The organism is Rhizobium mulingense, from assembly GCF_029194105.1.
GTDB classification, from domain to species: Bacteria; Pseudomonadota; Alphaproteobacteria; order Rhizobiales; family Rhizobiaceae; genus Rhizobium; species Rhizobium mulingense.
Genome location: NZ_JARFVE010000005.1, coordinates 442,049 through 459,545, shown reverse-complemented (window position 1 = coordinate 459,545; position 17,497 = coordinate 442,049). Strand labels below are relative to the sequence as shown.

The window sequence follows — 17,497 nt, the reverse complement described above, 5'->3', positions numbered from 1 at the left end:
TCTTGCCGGCGCTCTTTACGGCAGGAACGAAAGCCGGACCTCTGGCAATTTTCCGCCGGCATGCTGGACGCGCGCCGAAAAGCCTCGGCTCTGGCCGCCATAGATGACATCAACAGGTGGGTTGATGACGATGCTCGCGGTCAGCCGCTCGTCAGTCACGAGATCGGCGCGAATCGGCTGCAGCGTCTGCGTCGTGCCGCTGTCGTTTTCGATGATGCCGTTGATGACGAGCACGCGCATTCCGTTCGCGTCACGCGGCGTCACCGTCACATGGGTGAAATGCAGCGGCGCTCCGGAATAAGCTCGACCGCCCGACAGGCCGGAGAAGCCACCCGCAAGGCCGAAGACGAGCACGGCAAGCGCCAGCACCAGTAGGGCGAAACTACGAATCGACGCGCGCTGCAGCCAGGTTTCCGCCTCCCGCAGAAGAGAAGCGGCCATCGCCGGCCGAAGCGGCGGCTGTGCGGCGCCTGCCCGCTTGCGGTTGTCGTTATGGGTCCTCGCGGTGAATTCCCGCGGCCGCGCCTTACCGAGCGTGACGAATTCGGCGTCGGCAATATCGGCAGGACGCGGATTGCGGTACTGGCGGCTTGCGGGTTCGGGCGGCAGGAAATCATAGGCCTGGCCCGGTGTCCGGCGGCTGAAGAAGGATGCTTCCATGGTGACTGCCTCGCAGATGTCCACATGGTTTCGCTGCCAGCGGTAATCTTGGCATTGAAACGAATCCTGCTCAGTCGTAAATTTTAATGGTTAATGCTTCGCAAAGGTCGCCATCAAACGGGCGTCTTTCCGGCAAAATTTACCGGCTGTTAACGGTGTTGGTTAACAAGTCGCACCGTGAAACCCACAACAGACTGAGCTGCCCGTTGATCCACTTCGAGAATGTCGGTTTGCGCTACGGCATGGGCCCGGAAATCCTCCGGGACCTGACCTTCGACATTCCGAAGAAATCCTTTCAGTTCCTGACCGGCCCGTCGGGCGCGGGCAAGACATCGCTGCTGCGGCTGCTCTTCATGTCGCTGCAGCCGACGCGCGGCCTGATCCGCATGTTCGGGCGCGATATTTCCGAAATCCCCCGCCCGGAGCTGCCGCTGCTGCGCCGGCGCGTCGGCATCGTCTTCCAGGATTTTCGCCTGCTCGATCATCTCACCACCTATGAGAATGTTGCTTTGCCCTTACGGGTGCGCGGTAAGGAGGAGAGTTCCTACAAGACAGACGTTCTGGAACTGTTGAAATGGGTCGGCCTTGGCGAACGCATCAACGTGCTGCCGCCGGTGCTCTCCGGCGGCGAGAAACAGCGCGCCGCCATCGCCCGGGCGCTGATGGACCGGCCGGAAGTCCTCCTGGCCGACGAACCCACGGGCAATGTCGACCCGCCCATGGCCAGGCGCCTGCTCAATCTTTTCCTCGAGCTCAACCGGCTCGGCACGGCGGTCGTAATCGCCACCCATGACCTGGCGTTGATGGAACAGGTGGAAGCCCGCCGCATGATCCTCTCGGAGGGGCATCTCGATCTCTATGACTGAGCCCCCGTCCAAAAACCGAGACAAGGCGCCGGCCCAGGCCCAGCAGAAGCGGCCGGAAATGCGCGTGCGCCCGACCGCGCCGATCCTGCCGCCCTCCAACATCCAGGGCAATGCCCTGATGGTGGTGATATCGATCATGGCCTTTCTCGCCTGCCTGACGCTCGGCGGCGTCAGCATGGTGCGTTCGACGGCGGCGAGTTGGGAGAGTCAGATCTCCCGCGAGATCACCATCCAGATCAAGCCGGACGACAATCTCGACATGGAAAAGGCGCTGACGCAGGCGCGCGACCTGGCGCTCACCTTCGTCGGCACCAAAAGCGGCCAGATCGTCGACGAGGCGGCCACCGCCCGTCTGCTCGAACCCTGGCTTGGCCCCGGCCTCGACCTCAAGGATCTGCCCGTCCCCCGCCTCGTCGTCATCACCATCGACAAGAGCAACCCGCCGGATTTCGAGGCGATGCGCGGCCTCCTGAAGGACAGCATCCCGCAGGCGAGCCTCGACGATCATCGCACCTGGGTCGACCGGCTGGTGTCCATGGCGCACACGACGGTGCTGATCGGCACCGGCGTTCTGCTCCTGGTCTTTTCGGCCATGGTGCTCACCGTCGTCTTTGCCACGCGCGGCGCGCTGTCGGGCAATCGCCACATCGTCGAAGTGCTGCATTTCGTCGGCGCCGAAAGCTCTTTCGTCGCCACCGAATTCCAGAAGCATTTCCTCAAGATCAGCCTCAAGGGCTCGGCGATCGGCAGCGCGCTTGCCGCTCTCTTCTTCGCTACGGCCGGCTTCTGGCAAAGCCGCACCCTGGCGACGCCGGAAACGGATCAGGCAACCGCGCTGTTCGGCACTTTTTCGGTCGGCGTACTCGGTTATGCCGGCATCTTCGCGACCATGATCGTCATCGCGCTGCTGACGACCGTCACGGCGCGGCTGACCGTCATGCGGACGATCTATGAAATCGATACATTGCGCTCGGACCCGACGCGCACCGACGGCATCGCAAGTTGATCGTGACCGTGTCGTTTTGTCATTGTAGCGTCTGTTCCACGCCGTAATCAGCGTATAATCACGATTCATGACCATGGGCCATACGACACCCAACCCGATTCGGCAGGATCCAGAGCTTGATCGCCCGGCGGGCCTGCCGCCGCGACGCGGGCCGATTCGCCGCCTGCTGCGCTGGGCCGGCTTTGGTTGCGTTCTGGCGATCGCCCTGGTGTTCGGCGGCTTCCTGCGCTTTGCCGATTCCGTGACGACGCTTAAGCCCCCGGTCGAGCCGAAGGCGGACGCGATCGTCGTGCTGACAGGGGGCTACCAGCGCATCGACCAGGCCGTGGAACTGCTGCAGAAGGGTGCCGGCAAGCGGCTCCTGATCTCCGGCGTCCACCCGACGACGACGCCGGCTCAGATCCGCAAGATGACACAGGGCTCGGCCGATCTCTTCTCCTGCTGCGTCGATATCGGTCATGATGCGATAGACACGATCGGCAATGCCGAGGAAACCTCCAACTGGATCCATGCCAAGGGATACAGAAGCGTGCTCGTCGTCACCAACAATTATCATATGCCGCGCAGCCTCGCCGAACTTTCCTATGTCGATCCCGACATCGAGTTCATCCCCTATCCCGTCGTCAACTCAGATCTGAAGACCAGCAACTGGTTCACCGATCCGAACGCGATGCGCGTCATGCTGGCCGAATATCTGAAGGTGCTGCTGGCCGGCGCCCGCAACATCACCGGCTTCGGCCGCCACACCGGGCTACGCTCGGCCAGCGTGTCCGCCGCGGACTGAGGTTTTGCTTGAGCATGATGCCGAAAAGTGTGAGCGGTTTTCGGACGACGTCATGTTCTAACTCTTTAATCCAGAACAGGATTCAGATTGTAGGTCCGGCTTAAAATCTGAATCCTGTTCTGGGGCACCATCAAATGCTTTTTATGACGGGCAATATCGTGTAGGCCGGTCGCGTGAGCATGCCTCGGGAAAATTTCATGATCGCCCTGCGTTCCGTCCTCTTCAACACGATCTTCTACGCCAACCTCATCATCCGGATGATCGTGCTCTCGCCCTATTATTTCGTGGTGCCGCGGCTAACCGCCTATGAAATCCCGAAGAACTGGGCGCGCTCCAATCACTGGCTGATGCGCGTGATCGTCGGAACGACCTTTGAGATCGAGGGGTTGGAGAACCTGCCTGACGGCAGCTATATCCTGGCGCCGAAGCACCAGTCCTTCTGGGACACCTACGCGCTGCTGCCCAGACTCAAGGACCCGGTCTACATCCTGAAGCGCGAGCTCATGTGGATTCCGCTCTTCGGCTGGTATGCGAAAAAGCAGCGCATGATCCCGGTCGATCGCGGCGCCCGCGGCAAGGTGATGGTGGATGTGCTGAAACGCACGAGGGAAGAGCTTTCGACCGGCCGCCAGCTCATCATCTATCCCGAGGGCACCCGCCGCCCACCGGGCGCCGAGCCGGTCTATAAATACGGCATCGCCCGCATGTACCGCGATCTTGGCATTCCCGTCGTGCCGGTCGCGATGCATCCCGGCCTCTTCTGGCCGCGGCGGAGCATCCGCCGTTATCCCGGCCATTTCAAGGTACGGATCCTGCCGCCGATCATGCCGGGAATGGATCCCGACACCTTCTTCGCGCACCTGATCGAGGTGACCGAACGAGCAAGCGACGAGCTCTTGCTCGACACCATCGAACGCAATCCGCATCTGCCGTTGCCGCCGACAGCGATCGCCAGGCTGACAGAGCTGCGCAAAGTGAAGGCGGCGACGGCCTGAAGTCTTTCAGACGCGCAAAGGACGCTGTAACACTTTGAGTTGCTGCACAATTTCATGCTTAAATCGATACCGATTTAGCGAATTGTGCAGGCAGCCCGCAGCCGTTCTACCTCGTTGACGACCTGCTCCAACCACTGATCGCGAATGCCCATCTGCCTCAGATGCGCAAGCGTGTTGAAGACATAGGCATCGTTCGGACCGGACTGACCCCTGGCCTCGTTCACCACCTTTGCCGCCGCGAGCGTATCGAGCGTGCCGGCATATTGCTCGTGGTCGCGATCAGCGACATAGGTAACCGCCTGCGTCCTGCGACCGCCGGCAAACTGCAGCCGAACCCGGCGCTCCAGATAGACATTGGTGACAAGTTCGCGGGCGCGGAGATACTCGATCACCTCATCCCATCTGTCCGGCGAAATACGGAAGGCCATGCCGCGGCAGGCGCCGCCCCTGTCGAGGCCGAGAACGAGGCCCGGATTGTCGCGTGTGCCGCGATGAACGAAGGAACGGACACAGAGCGAACGCCTGTAACCATGCACCAGGGCTTCTGCCCGTTCAAGGAACTCGAAGCCCGGATTCCACATCAGCGAGCCGTAGCCAAACACCCAAAATTCGTCCATATCGCACGCCAGACCGGAATCACTTTGCGATTCACCATTGGAGAACATCATGGCAGCGTCAAGCCGATCCGGCAGCGGTCAATCCAGCAGCGGCAAGAAATTCTGGTTGCTGGGCGGAGGTATTCTCCTGGCGATCACGCTTTATACCGGCGGCTGGTTCTATGCGGCATCGGCGTTGAAGACCACGGTGCTGAAAGCGATCGCGCCGCGCGATCAAGCGGGCGTCAGCGGCGAATGCTCCGATATCGAATTCCGCGGCTATCCCTTCCGCATCGGCCTGTTCTGCTCGAAGGTCGATGTCGACGACAGTGTCAACGGCGTCTCCGCCACCTTCGGCGCCCTGCGCTCGGCAGCCCAGGTTTATGCGCCCGGCCATATCGTCTGGGAACTCGATTCGCCGGCCGAGATCCGCACCAGCAACGGCCTTTCGATCTCAGCTCAGTGGGCGAACCTGCAGTCGAGCCTGGCGACCAGACTGAAGGGCATCGACCGCAGCTCGATCCTCATCGAGGGGCTGAAGGCGACGGCGGTCTCTTCCTTCACCGGCCAGACGGTGAGCTTCGATGCCGCCCGCACGGAAATTCATCTGCGCCAGAACGGCGCCGATCTCGACGGCGCGATCTCCGTGAAGGATGCGAATACGGCAATCACCGACTGGCCCCAGGTCTTCCCGAAACTCTCCGCCAGCATCGATGTGACCGTTGCCGGCAAGGCCGGCCTGATCGACGGCAGCGACCCGAATGGCCTCAACGGTTCTGCCGGCGAGCTGCGCCGCATCGTTGCCAACATCGGCGACGGCAAGGTCATGACGCTGACCGGTCCCTTCTCCTTCGACGAACAGGGTTTACTGTCGGGAAAATTCAAGTTGGAGATCGAACGGCTCGAACCATGGGGCGAGAGCCTGAAGCAGACCTTCCCCGACATCGCCTCGACCGTCAACACGGCGACCAAGCTCTTGAAATCACTTGCCGGCGGCAAGGATAAGGTGTCGGTAGATCTCATTGTCGATCATGGCAACGCCACCGTCAGCGGCTTCATCCCGCTCGGCCGGATACCGCCGATCTGACCAGCCCGTTTCTCAGGCTATGTGCTTGATGAAAAAAACCTCGGGCACCGATTGCAGACCGGGCAGCTCGATTGCGCCGGTTTCGATAAATCCGTTGCGGCGATGCCAGTCCTGCGGCCGGCTCTCGTCGCATTCGCTCGAGGTCATCAGCAGGCGTGCGCCTTCGCCGCGCATCGCCGCCTCCCAGGCGAGAAACAGCGTCGTCCCGACACCCGACCGGCGATGACCGGGAAGGACGCGGATCATTTCCATATAGGGAACTCTGCCCCAGAAGCGGGAGAACCGCAGGAAACCGACCATCTCGCCGTCCTCCCGGGCGACGAGATATTCGCCGAGCGCCACACATCGCGATATCCATGGCTGACCGAGGTTGGCATCTTCGCGCACAAGCCAAGCGATATCCTTCTGGCTGGCGCTCGCCACCTCCACCATCGCTCGGCTACTTCTTGTCCAGCGGGTGAGGGCGGCCGAAATCCGGCGCGTCGACGTCTTGACCGGCCTGGACGATCGAGCGGCGGATGGCGCGCGTACGGGTGAAGAGCTCGAAAATCTTATCGCCTTCACCCCAACGGATCGCCCGCTGCAGATAGGCGAGATCTTCAGAGAACCGCGCCAGCATTTCGAGGATCGCATCGCGATTGTGCAGGCAGACGTCGCGCCACATGGTCGGGTCGGAGGCGGCGAGGCGGGTGAAATCGCGAAAACCTGAAGCCGAATATTTGATGACTTCCGATTCCGTCACCGTCTCCAGATCGTCGGCCGTTCCGACGATATTATAGGCGATGATATGCGGCAGGTGCGAAACGATCGCGAGCACCTTGTCGTGGTGTTCCGCATCCATCTCGTCGACCTTTGAGCCGAGCGCCTCCCAAAATGCGCGCAGCCGCTTCAGCGCCGTCTCGTCGGTGCCCGCGACCGGCGTGAAGATGCACCAGCGGCCTTCGAAAAGGCCGGGGAAGCCGGCATCGGGGCCGGATTTTTCCGTGCCGGCCAGCGGATGGCCGGGGATGAAATGCACATTGTCAGGCATATGCGGCTGCATCTGCGCGATGACCGACGCTTTGGTCGAGCCGACATCGGTGACGATCGCCCCGGACTTCAGGTTGCCAGCGATTTCCTTCGCCACACTTTCCGAAGCGCCGACCGGCACCGAAACGATGATGAGGTCGGCATCCTTGACGGCCTCTGCCGAAGAGGTCGTATAGCGATCGCCGAGGCCAAGCTCCTCCGCACGCTTCAGCGTATCGGCGCTGCGTGTGGCAACGACGATCTGCTTCGTCAACCCGAGCCGGCGAACGTCGTGGGCGAGCGAAGAGCCGATCAAGCCGATGCCGATCAGCGCGATCCGGTCAAACAGCACGCTCATGCCTGACGTCCCATGAATTCGCGGAGGGTTGCTATGACACCGCGATTGGCCTCTTCGGGACCGATGCTCATCCGCAGCGCATTGGAAAAGCCGTAGCTGCGCACCGCGCGCAGAATGTAACCGCGGCTCGTCAGAAGTTCGTCCGCATCGGCGGCACGCTTGCCGTCGATCTCAGGGAAATGGATGAGGATGAAATTGGCGACCGAAGGCGTGACTTTAAGCCCGATCGCTTCCAGCGCCTCCGTCAGTGTTTCCACCCACATCTGGTTGTAGGAGACGGCCTGCTGCACGAAAGCCTGGTCACGGATAGCCGCGGCACCGGCAGCGATTGCCGCCGCATTCAGGTTGAACGGCGCACGGACGCGGTTCACCGCATCGACGACCTCGGCCGGCGCATACATCCAACCGACGCGCAACGCCGCCAGACCGTAGGCCTTCGAAAAGGTGCGGGTCATCACCACGTTGGAGCTGGAAGACACGACCTCGATTCCGGCTTCGTAGTCGTTGCGGCGCACATATTCGGCGTAAGCCGCATCGAGCACCAGGACGACGTGTTTCGGCAGGCCCGCCTGCAGGCGGCGGATTTCGCTCACCGGAACATAAGTGCCGGTGGGATTGCCGGGATTGGCGATGAAGACGATCTTCGTCCTTTCCGTCACCGCGGCAAGGATCGCGTCGACATCGACGGTATAGTCCTTTTCCTTGACGACGACAGGCGTGGCGCCCGCGCCCATGATCTGGATCTTGTAGACCAGGAATCCGTGCTCGGTGATGATGCCCTCGTCGCCGGCGCCGAGATAGACATGGCAGAGCAGGCCGAGCAGTTCGTCCGAACCATTGCCGCAGAGGATGTTTGCCGGATTGAGGCCATGCACGGCGGCGATCGCCTCGCGCAGTTCGATCGCCTGCCCGTCGGGATAACGTCCCAGATTATCGGCAGCGGTCTTGACCGCCTCGATCGCTTTCGGGCTGGCGCCGAGCGGCGTTTCGTTGGAAGAGAGCTTGTAAACGCGGGCAACACCCGGCGCATGTTCTTTGCCCGGAACATAGGATGCGATATCGAGAATACCGGGACGCGGAACGGGCTTGCTGATCTCAACGCTCATGGGTCGACCTTGGATTTTCCGGAAAATGACCCAGTGGCATTAAAGCGGAATGCGGTTCTTGTCGAGAGCCGGGAACGGGCTTACCGGTTGCGCGTCGTCGGCACGCCGTGGGGTGCGAGAACCGGCACGAAGACGCGGCGGGAGGCGCGTGCCGCTACCGGCAGTCCCTGATAGAGCCGCTTCTGCGCCTCGACGATGATCACGCCCGAAAAAGCCGGCCACAGCGTCCGGCCGATCCGCTCGAAGGCGCGGCGAAGCCGCAGGATGGTCCTGAGCTTCGAGGGCGGAAAGAACAGCGCTTCGGCCGTCGCGCCCGGGGTGAAATTCGTCTCGCGCAGCAGATGCGTCAACTGACCGCGCGAATAGGGCCGGCCCGAACCGAAGGGCGTATGCTCCATGCGGGCCCAGACGCCGCGCCGGTTCGGCACGACGATGACCAGCCGTCCGCCCGGTGCCAGCACCCGCCAGAGTTCCTTCAGCGTCTCGCGCGGGCTTTCCGCAAATTCCAGCGAATGCACCATCAACACCCGGTCGATCGAGGAATCGGGCAGCGGCAGTTCCTCATCGAAAATCAGCGTCGTCGACGACAGCGAGCCCATCGGCCAGTTCACCGCGCCCTGCCCGGCCGGCATGAAGGCAAAGGTGCGCTCGGTATCGGCCTGGAACCGATCGAGGAAGGGCACGGCATAACCGAGACCGACCAGACGCTCCTGCGGCAGGCGCACCCAGAGCGAGGCTAGCGCCATGGCGATCGACTGCTCGGCAAAACGCCCGAGGTCGGAATGATAGAACTGACGTAGGTCGACGATATCGGCGTGCATTGCGATAAATGTTATCAGCGGGCGGTTGGACTTCAAGGCCGGAACCTCTACATTCCCGCGAGACTCGCAGGACAAAGGATTATTGAACGATGAAACCTTTGGAATTAGACGTTTTTCTCTGCCGCACCGATAATTTCGGCGTTCTCGTGCATGATCCGGAGACGGGATTTACCGCGGCGATCGACGCGCCGGAGGAAGCCCCGATCCTGGAAGCGGCGACACGGCGCGGCTGGAAGATCACGCATATCTTCACCACCCATCATCACACCGATCACGTCGCCGCAAATCTGGCGCTGAAGGAGCAGTTCGGCTGTGAAATCATCGGCCCGATCAACGAGGCCGTCGCCATTCCCGGCCTTGACCGGACGATGGCGGATGGCGACAGGTTCCTCTTCGGCAACCACACGGTCAACGTGATCGAGACGCCGGGCCACACCGCCGGCCACATCTGCTATCACTTCGTCGACGACAAGCTGCTTTTTGCCGCCGACACGCTGTTTGCGCTCGGCTGCGGCCGCCTGTTCGAGCGCCCCGCGGCCGACATGTGGCATTCGCTGCAGAAACTTGCCGTGCTGCCGGATGAGACGGCCATCTATTTCGGCCACGAATATACGCTCTCCAACGCCCGCTTCGCGCTGACGGTTGATCCCGACAATGAACGCCTGAAGAGCCGCGCCGCCGAGATCGAAGCTTTGCGCGCCGAGGGCAAGTTCACCATCCCGACGACGCTTGGACTGGAAAAGGAAACCAATCCGTTCCTGCGCGCCGGCGATCCGGCGATCCGCCGCAACCTGATCATGGAAGGCAAGACGAACGAGGAAGTCTTCGCCGAGATCCGCAAGCGCAAGGACAATTTCTGATGTCGCCCGAGGACATCGTCCGGCAACTTGGCATGCAGCCGCATCCGGAAGGCGGCTGGTACGTCGAGACATTCCGCGATACGGCAGGCGGAGAGCGCGGACATTCCACCGCGATCTATTACCTCCTGACCAGCGGGCAGCGCTCGCACTGGCATCGCGTCCACGACGCCGCCGAAATCTGGCATTACTACACCGGCGCGCCGCTGGCGCTGCACCGCTCCCAGGACGGGGCGGCAAGCGAGACCCTGACGCTCGGACCGAATCTGATCGCAGGCGAGCGGCCGCAGGCGATCATTCCCGCCAATTGGTGGCAATCGGCCGAGACCCTTGGCGATTTCACCCTGGTCGGCTGTACCGTTTCGCCCGGTTTCCTATTTTCAAGCTTCGAAATGGCCCCGCCCGGCTGGACGCCCGGCGGCTAGAGCCTTTCCTGGTTAGATTGAAGCATTCTGCCGGGGGCAGGTTTTCGTCATGGCAGAGGCGATTGGCGACGGGCATACCCCAAGGTACGTCCGAGCCGATCGCCTCTGATCCTGGTGGAAACATGCCCGGCCCACCGGCCGCACCGCTTCGCCGTGGCGAAGCGATCAGTGCGTCCGGCGATTCTGAGTCTCGCAGATTTGCCAGGAAAATCTGCGGGAGGGTTGGCTGAAACGGGCCGGCTGATGGACCGGCCGGCTTGGCCGTAGAGCCGGGCTACGACGCGCGCCGGCCGGCAGAATGCTTCAATCTAACCAGGAAAGGCTCTAAGACCTATTCCGCCGCGGCCGGCCTTAGCCCGGACTTGCGACGGAACATCTCCTGAGCGGCCAGCACCGCCCCGCCGGTGACGAGCAGGCAGGCGAGCGCGATCCGCCAGCTCGGTTCGGCAAATCCGAACAGCGTCAAGATCAGCGTCGAAAGCAGCGGGGCTGCATAACTTGCCGCGCCGAGGATCTGGATATCGCCGTTCTTGACGCCGTAATCCCAGGCGTAGAAAGCAGCGCCGACGGGCAAAAGTCCAAGCCCGATGACGGCGATCCATTCGAAGCCCGTTGCCGGCCAGACGGTCGTCTCGAGGCCGAGATGGCAGAAGAACGACAGGATTGACGTCGCAAGGCAGAAGCCGGTGACGACGTCGGTGGAGACCGCCTCGAAGCGCCGCGTCAACAACGAATAGCCCGACCAGGTGAAGGCGCAGAGGAAGGCGGCGCCGTAACCGACGGCATAGGCGCCGTCGAAATCAATGCCATTGCGGCCGACGATCAGGAAGGTGCCGCAAAGGCCGGCCAGCGCGCCCGCCACGTGATACCAGCGCAGCCGTTCGCCCGGCAGCAACGCCGAGCCGACGACGATCAGCAACGGCCAGAGATAGGCGATCAGCCCCGCCTCCACCGCCGGCGCGTTCCTGAGCGCGGTGAAATAGAGGAAATGGTAGCCGAAGAGCCCGGCAATGCCGGTCAGCCACACCTTTGCCGGCTGCTTCAACAGCGTCAGCCGCGACGGCTTGAGAATGAGCACGACGAGGCCGGGGACGCTGCCGATCGCAAAGCACATGGCCGAAAGCTGGAACGGCGGCATCTTGCCCGAAGCAGCCGTAAACAGCGCCAGGAACGACCACATCAGAATGGCCGTAAAACCGATAAACGTCGCGCGAAGCTTCACCTGTCCCCCCTTCACGGAGGCGAAAGCTCTCCGTCAGCTGACGCTGCCATATTTGACGGCAGTGATCGTCACCATCCCATATTCGGTTGGGATGCGCACATAGACGGGAGCATATACATTTGCCGCGTCCGACTTGGCAAACCAGATTTCCATGCGGTCGCTCTTGCTCAGATAGTCGATATCCTTGCGGCCCTTCTTGTAGCCCGAGCGCGGCACAAAGCGGACGCCGCAGACGACCGCCTTGCCCTTGAAGCCGTCGGTCGAAAAATCCTCGTCGCCCTTCGGAGAGAGCACGAGATCCATGCGCGTCTCGCCATCGAAGATCGGCAGCGTCTGCGGGCAGATTTTGGTGTCGCCGGTGAAGACCAGGCCGGAGATCGGATCGAGCACGGAGCGCATGTCGCGCGGCGTAACGTCGATCCAGTTCTTCGGCCGCTTCGGCGGCGGGGTCGTCGTCGCCGAGATGATATCGCCGTTGCGATAGCTGACCTCGTAGACGCGGGCTTTCTTGCCTTTCTTGTAGTAGAGCGAATATTTCAGCGCCTGCAGTCGGTCGTTACGGACGACGCCGCTGACGCTGGTCTTTGCCGAAATGGTCGTGACGAGATCGGCAAGGCCGGCGGATTTGATATCGCCGGCGATCGTGTAGCTGTGATCGTCCTCGATCTGCGTCAGGAACGCGGCGCGCGCGATCGGCAGGCCCGCAAGCGTCACCCGGTATACCGTCCGGTGCTGGATCTCGGCCGCCGATGCCGGTATGGCAAGAAGCGCGGCGATGACCGAAATGAAAATGCGTCTGCCCGAATGAGCCATGTGTGAAGCCTTGTCTTGCACCGCGCGCGGCAGCCCTTGCCGAAACGCTCTATACTCCCGCCATGCCGGGAAGAAAACAGCAGCTTTTTGACAGAATTGCGGGAAAGGCCAAGGTTTGGCTTGACGCGAGCGGGCTCTCTGACTATAGAACCGCAACTTTCCAATCATGCCTGTTGGATTGCGAGCCCGGTTTTGCCGGGGATGGCAATTCGATGGCCCGAGAAAAAACAAGAATAGGTGTTCCATGTCCCGCGTGTGCGAATTGACCGGCAAGGCCGTCCTGACTGGTAACAATGTCAGCCATGCCAACAACAAGACCAAGCGCCGGTTCCTGCCGAACCTGTGCCAGGTAACGCTGATTTCCGACGCTCTCAACCAGCGTTATCGTCTTCGCGTTTCGGCTGCTGCTCTCCGTTCCGTCGAGCATCGTGGCGGCCTCGATGCCTTCCTGCTGAAGGCCAGCGAAAACGAACTGTCGATGCGCGCACGTCTGCTGCGCCGCCAGATCGTCAAGAAGACCGCCGAAGCGGCTGTTGCCGCCTAAGCTTCCGCCCTTCTTGCATACGGCTTCAAAGGCTTGAACGGGTGATACCGGACAAGCCTTTTGCTTTGCCGGCCCGTCTCTCCAACTGGTGGCATCACCCAGGATAAAAAAATGCTGAAGACGCGCTATACCATCGCCTATGTCGCGCTGATGACGCTGATCGTCGTCGCCTCCAACTTCCTCGTCCAGTTTCCGCTGAACGCCGAAGTTGCCGGCATCAACCTTGCCGACATTCTGACATGGGGCGCCTTCTCCTATCCGGTCGCCTTCCTGATCACCGACCTGACCAATCGCCAGTTCGGCCCGCAGGCGGCCCGCAAGGTTGTCTTTGCCGGTTTCGTCGTCGGCGTGACGCTCTCGTTCTTCACCTCGGCCCCGCGCATTGCCATCGCCTCCGGCTCGGCCTATCTCGCCGGCCAGCTGCTCGATATCGCCGTCTTCAACCGCCTTCGCCGCCAGGCTTGGTGGCGCGCGCCGCTCCTCGGCTCGCTGATCGGCTCGGCGCTCGACACGGTGATGTTCTTTTCGCTTTCCTTCGCCGCGTTTTTCGTCGTCCTCGGCCCGAACGAGCCCTTTGCGCTGGAGGCGGCTCCCATCCTTGGCGTTTTCGCTGCCGAGGCGCCGCGCTGGATTTCCTGGGCGATCGGCGATTTCGCCGTCAAGATGATCGTCGGCCTCGTCATGCTGCTGCCTTATGGCGCACTGATGAACGTGCTGCGGCCGATGCAGCCCGTCCGCGCTGGCTAAGTCTGAGCAAGTCACCGCCGCCGCCGGACCGCACCGGCGGCGATTGCCGGGTGCAGCAGTACCTCCGCAGCTAGATCGTCTAGTTCCCGCGATGAATCGAGCCTGAGGACGGGCGCCGTCTGCGTTTCCAGCCATTGCTCATGCGCCGCAAGACTACGGCGTTCCGGGCCGGCCGTGTCATAGCTTGCCGCCCATTCCAGGAATTCTCCGCCTTTGGTTTCCATGTCGCCGCCAGGCCCGATCCTATTTCCGTATCGAGCCGCCTCGCGCGCACAGATTCGCGCCATTCGAAGCTCCGGTTCGATCCTGAGGAACACGATCAGATCGTAGAGCGGCTCGAGCGGCCTTCCCCATTTCAGCGCCGACCCGGAAAGAACCCAGGCCGCCGGGCCGCCGCGTCTCCTCGAGCAGCAGCCTTATGCGCTCGCCGGCATCCCGCGGCGTCGTGAACGGTGGATCAGTCGGCAGCCAGAAGAAGTCGTCGGTGTCGAGATGGGCGATATCCAGCCGTGCCGCAAGCGCGTGACCGAGCGACGTAGTGCCGGAACCGGACGCACCCATGACATGAATATGCACCATGATTTTCCTCCGAAACCGCCGCTTGCGATACCGCGAGCGGGATAACCGAGGCATGTGACGTCAATCTGACGATCCGAGCAATTGCGGCTCTTCGGCGAGCCGGAATTCCAGCATCAGATTACGCTGCAGAATGGAATGGTTGTCATCCGACACCAGAACGATATGGGTCGTGCCGTCGGCCGCCTGAAAAGCATCGAGACCTTCCATATTGTCGATCTGCGAATTGAAATTGCCTTCGAGCAGCAATTCGCCCTCGACCACGGCCCCCGGCCTGATATCGGCGCCCTTGATGCGACGAAGCCGCATGCCGATGCCCTCGGCCATGTTGAAGCGGCGTTCGAGCAGCAGCAGGTCGCCGTTCGGCAGGAAGGTCCCGTCGGTGGCGTCGAAGCTGCCGTCCCGCGCCACCGCAAAACGCCCTTTCAGCGGCCCGCTGAGAATCGCCGCCACCCGGTTGCCCTCGCTGTCGAGGCCGCGCTCCGAGACCACAACCACACCGCCCTTGAGCGGGCTCGATGCGGGCGCAACAGCAATCGTCTCGATGCCGCGATTGTCCTTCAGCATCTTGCGCGGAATGAGCAGCGGAAGGGTGCCGATCGCCCGCGATTCGGCAAAGCCGGGATCGGGATAGATATCGACGCGATGATCCTGCTCGAAGGAGACCAGGACCCGGTCGCCGTCGAGCGCCAAGCCCTCGGCATCCATATATCCCTTGCCTTCCAAACTCAGGCCCGCACGGTTCTTCATCGGGGTGATCTCGACATCCGAAAGGCCCGAAAGCTTTCCCTTGGCGTCGCGCTCGATGCTGCCGGTCAGCCACTGGCCGGTATCGAGCACGACCACGAAATGCTTTTGGTCCGGCCGGAAACGGATAGAGGAAAGCGAGCCGAACAGCGCCTTGCCGGAAACCATCTCCAGGCCGCCGAGAAATTCCAGCGGTCCGAATTTCGCCTCCGAAGAGCCGATCCTGAATTCCGATATTTTGCCGGCTAATAACCGGCACTTCGCCGCCGGCCCATGAGGGGCAAGCGCCTGTTGCGATGCAGAGAGCGATCGACGCCGCACGGCGGAGGCGCTTACCTGTCATTCGGGACATTTCCCTGAAGCGGCGTCAGCCGGCACGGCGCAGCCGGCCGCCGCGCGGCTGGACGGATTGATCTTCGAAGAGCGACGCAAGCTGCTCGGTCATCGCCCCGGCAAGCTCGTCGGCATCGACGATCGTCACGGCCCGGCGGTAGTAGCGCGTCACGTCGTGACCGATACCGATCGCCAGCAATTCCACCGGCGAACGGGTCTCGATCCGTTCGATGACGGCACGCAAATGCCGCTCCAGATAATTGCCGGGATTGACCGACAGCGTCGAATCGTCCACCGGCGCCCCGTCCGAGATCATCATCAGAATGCGGCGCTGTTCGCGGCGCGCAAGCAGGCGGTTATGCGCCCAGATCAGCGCCTCGCCGTCGATATTTTCCTTCAGCAGACCCTCGCGCATCATCAGCCCGAGATTGGCGCGCGCCCGCCGCCACGGCGCATCGGCCGATTTGTAGACGATGTGGCGCAGGTCATTGAGGCGGCCCGGCGTCTGCGGCTTGCCGCCGGCAAGCCAGCTTTCACGCGCCTGTCCGCCCTTCCAGGCCTTTGTCGTGAAGCCGAGGATCTCTACCTTGACGCCGCAGCGCTCCAGCGTGCGGGCAAGAATGTCGGCGCAGGTGGCCGCAACCGTGATCGGCCGGCCGCGCATCGAGCCGGAATTGTCGATGAGCAGAGTGACGACCGTATCGCGGAACTGGGTGTCGCGCTCCATCTTGAAGGAGAGCGCCTGCATCGGATCGATGATGATGCGCTGCAGCCGGGCCGGATCGAGATAACCCTCCTCCAGGTCGAAATCCCAGGAGCGGTTCTGCTGCGCCATCAGGCGGCGCTGCAGCCGGTTGGCGAGGCGACCGACGGCGCCCTGCAGATGCGCCAGCTGCTTGTCGAGGAAGGCGCGCAGGCGCTCCAGCTCAGCGGCGTCGCAGAGCTCCTCGGCGGTGATGATCTCGTCGAACTCTTCGGTATAGACGTGATAATCGACCTTTTCGTTGAAATCGGCAAAGGGCGTGTTCGGGCGGCGGGTCTCGCCCGGCGTTTCCGAATCGTCCTCGCCCTCTTCCATCATGTCGTCGTCGGAGATTTCGGCGCCTTCGGTCTCGCCGTCCTCCATCTGTTCGTCGGAAACTTCACTGTCCTCGACCGGGGCGGCATCGGTGCCGGCATCCTCGTCGACCTCGTCCTGATCCTGCTCGTCGCCGCTCGGCTGGTCTTCCTGCTCCGACTGATCGTCATTGTCGGCTTGGCTGTCGTCGTCGCCGTATTCCTCGGCCATCTCCATGGCCGACAGCATGTTGCGGATTACCTTGGCGAAGGCCTGCTGGTCGTTGATCGCGCCCGACAGGTTATCGAGCTCGGAGCCCGCCTTGTCCTCGATGAAGCCGCGCCAGAGGTCGAGCACCTTGCCGGCGGAGGCCGGCGGGCGCTGGCCGGTCAGCTTCTCACGCACCATCATCGCGACGGCTTCACCGATCGGTGCGTCTTCCTGGCGCTCGATGCCGGTGAAGTTCGCCTTGGAGTATTTCTCCTCCGTCATGGAACGAAGGTTCGACGCCATGCCCTCCATGCGCAGCGCGCCGATCGATTCGACGCGCGCCTGCTCGACCGCGTCGAAGATCACCCGGGCGTCCGAGCCCTGCGGCGCCATCGTCGCATGCACCTTCTCGTCATGGCAGGCAAGCCGCAGCGCCATGGAGTCGCCAAGCCCGCGGGTGACCGCCAGCTCATGCGCCGTCGGCCGCTTGGAAAGCTCCGGCAGGCGGATGCGCTCGCCGGTCATTCCCGGCCGTTCGTTGGCGAAGGTTACCTCGACATCGCCGTCACCGGCGACCGAGCGCACGCACCCTGATATCGCCCGGCGCAACGGCTCGACATCGACGGGCGCGCCGGGCTTTGCTTTCGAATTGTCACCGCGAGCTGCCATGATCGGTCGG

At 62.4% G+C, this 17,497-nt stretch carries 18 protein-coding genes and 2 pseudogenes; 9 read left to right on the top strand and 11 right to left on the bottom strand.

Annotated features, from left to right (window positions below; genetic code table 11):
* Positions 1-15: 15 nt before the first annotated feature.
* Complete coding sequence (locus PYR71_RS14855; RefSeq protein ID WP_275619889.1) at positions 16-660, bottom strand: hypothetical protein; 645 nt, start codon at positions 658-660, stop codon at positions 16-18.
* A gap of 206 nt (positions 661-866) precedes the next feature.
* Between PYR71_RS14855 and ftsE the strand changes: the two genes are divergently transcribed.
* The 4 genes from ftsE to PYR71_RS14835 all read left to right on the top strand — a co-directional run bounded on the left by ftsE (position 867) and on the right by PYR71_RS14835 (position 4,311).
* On the top strand, positions 867-1,526 hold the full coding sequence (gene ftsE, locus PYR71_RS14850; RefSeq protein ID WP_183917138.1) for a cell division ATP-binding protein FtsE: 660 nt from the start codon (positions 867-869) through the stop codon (positions 1,524-1,526).
* Positions 1,519-2,532, top strand: coding sequence for a cell division protein FtsX (locus PYR71_RS14845; protein WP_275619888.1), 1,014 nt, complete (start codon positions 1,519-1,521; stop codon positions 2,530-2,532). The genes ftsE and PYR71_RS14845 overlap by 8 nt, the downstream gene beginning before the upstream one ends.
* A gap of 67 nt (positions 2,533-2,599) precedes the next feature.
* Positions 2,600-3,316, top strand: coding sequence for a YdcF family protein (locus tag PYR71_RS14840; RefSeq protein WP_275619887.1), 717 nt, complete (start codon positions 2,600-2,602; stop codon positions 3,314-3,316).
* A gap of 197 nt (positions 3,317-3,513) precedes the next feature.
* Entirely contained in the window at positions 3,514-4,311 is a 798-nt protein-coding gene (locus tag PYR71_RS14835) for a lysophospholipid acyltransferase family protein (RefSeq protein WP_275619886.1), read from the top strand.
* A 74-nt stretch (positions 4,312-4,385) separates the two neighbouring features.
* Here the strand turns inward: PYR71_RS14835 and PYR71_RS14830 are convergent, their stop codons facing one another.
* On the bottom strand, positions 4,386-4,928 hold the full coding sequence (locus PYR71_RS14830; RefSeq protein WP_275619885.1) for a gamma-glutamylcyclotransferase: 543 nt from the start codon (positions 4,926-4,928) through the stop codon (positions 4,386-4,388).
* Between the two features lie 49 nt (positions 4,929-4,977).
* Between PYR71_RS14830 and PYR71_RS14825 the strand changes: the two genes are divergently transcribed.
* Positions 4,978-5,994, top strand: coding sequence for a DUF2125 domain-containing protein (locus tag PYR71_RS14825; RefSeq protein WP_275619884.1), 1,017 nt, complete (start codon positions 4,978-4,980; stop codon positions 5,992-5,994).
* A 12-nt stretch (positions 5,995-6,006) separates the two neighbouring features.
* Here the strand turns inward: PYR71_RS14825 and PYR71_RS14820 are convergent, their stop codons facing one another.
* The 4 genes from PYR71_RS14820 to PYR71_RS14805 all read right to left on the bottom strand — a co-directional run bounded on the left by PYR71_RS14820 (position 6,007) and on the right by PYR71_RS14805 (position 9,323).
* Positions 6,007-6,426 carry a GNAT family N-acetyltransferase gene (locus PYR71_RS14820; protein WP_275619883.1) on the bottom strand — a complete coding sequence of 140 codons (420 nt, stop codon included), beginning with the start codon at positions 6,424-6,426 and terminating at the stop codon, positions 6,007-6,009.
* Positions 6,427-6,433: 7 nt separating this feature from the next.
* Positions 6,434-7,360: a prephenate/arogenate dehydrogenase family protein gene (locus PYR71_RS14815; protein ID WP_275619882.1), complete on the bottom strand. Its 927-nt coding sequence runs from the start codon at positions 7,358-7,360 to the stop codon at positions 6,434-6,436.
* Positions 7,357-8,466 carry a histidinol-phosphate transaminase gene (hisC, locus tag PYR71_RS14810; protein ID WP_275619881.1) on the bottom strand — a complete coding sequence of 370 codons (1,110 nt, stop codon included), beginning with the start codon at positions 8,464-8,466 and terminating at the stop codon, positions 7,357-7,359. The genes PYR71_RS14815 and hisC overlap by 4 nt, the downstream gene beginning before the upstream one ends.
* Before the next feature lie 80 nt (positions 8,467-8,546).
* A complete protein-coding gene (locus tag PYR71_RS14805) occupies positions 8,547-9,323 on the bottom strand; it encodes a class I SAM-dependent methyltransferase (protein ID WP_183917154.1) in 777 nt (258 codons plus the stop codon).
* Positions 9,324-9,376: 53 nt separating this feature from the next.
* On the opposite strand from PYR71_RS14805, the gene gloB reads away from it, so the two are divergent.
* Entirely contained in the window at positions 9,377-10,147 is a 771-nt protein-coding gene (gloB, locus tag PYR71_RS14800) for a hydroxyacylglutathione hydrolase (protein ID WP_038691617.1), read from the top strand.
* Positions 10,147-10,569 carry a cupin domain-containing protein gene (locus PYR71_RS14795; protein WP_183917156.1) on the top strand — a complete coding sequence of 141 codons (423 nt, stop codon included), beginning with the start codon at positions 10,147-10,149 and terminating at the stop codon, positions 10,567-10,569. The genes gloB and PYR71_RS14795 overlap by 1 nt, the downstream gene beginning before the upstream one ends.
* Before the next feature lie 331 nt (positions 10,570-10,900).
* Here the strand turns inward: PYR71_RS14795 and yddG are convergent, their stop codons facing one another.
* Both yddG and PYR71_RS14785 read right to left on the bottom strand, forming a co-directional pair.
* Positions 10,901-11,791 (bottom strand): aromatic amino acid exporter YddG, encoded by an 891-nt coding sequence (gene yddG / locus PYR71_RS14790; RefSeq protein ID WP_183917158.1) that lies wholly within the window; start codon positions 11,789-11,791, stop codon positions 10,901-10,903.
* Positions 11,792-11,824: 33 nt separating this feature from the next.
* On the bottom strand, positions 11,825-12,604 hold the full coding sequence (locus PYR71_RS14785; RefSeq protein ID WP_183917160.1) for a DUF3108 domain-containing protein: 780 nt from the start codon (positions 12,602-12,604) through the stop codon (positions 11,825-11,827).
* Between the two features lie 244 nt (positions 12,605-12,848).
* Between PYR71_RS14785 and rpmB the strand changes: the two genes are divergently transcribed.
* Together rpmB and PYR71_RS14775 are read left to right on the top strand one after the other, a co-directional pair.
* Positions 12,849-13,148 carry a 50S ribosomal protein L28 gene (rpmB, locus tag PYR71_RS14780; RefSeq protein WP_004679586.1) on the top strand — a complete coding sequence of 100 codons (300 nt, stop codon included), beginning with the start codon at positions 12,849-12,851 and terminating at the stop codon, positions 13,146-13,148.
* A gap of 111 nt (positions 13,149-13,259) precedes the next feature.
* Entirely contained in the window at positions 13,260-13,895 is a 636-nt protein-coding gene (locus PYR71_RS14775) for a VUT family protein (RefSeq protein ID WP_275619880.1), read from the top strand.
* An 11-nt stretch (positions 13,896-13,906) separates the two neighbouring features.
* Here PYR71_RS14775 and PYR71_RS14770 read toward each other — a convergent pair.
* From PYR71_RS14770 to cobT, 3 genes and pseudogenes are all read right to left on the bottom strand, one after another.
* Positions 13,907-14,474: pseudogene (locus tag PYR71_RS14770) on the bottom strand (ATP-binding protein).
* Between the two features lie 60 nt (positions 14,475-14,534).
* Positions 14,535-15,561: pseudogene (locus tag PYR71_RS14765) on the bottom strand (esterase-like activity of phytase family protein).
* 24 nt (positions 15,562-15,585) lie between these two features.
* The gene (gene cobT / locus PYR71_RS14760; protein ID WP_275619879.1) at positions 15,586-17,487 is read right to left on the bottom strand and encodes a cobaltochelatase subunit CobT; all 1,902 of its coding nucleotides are present in this window, start codon (positions 17,485-17,487) and stop codon (positions 15,586-15,588) included.
* Between the last annotated feature and the right edge of the window lie 10 nt (positions 17,488-17,497).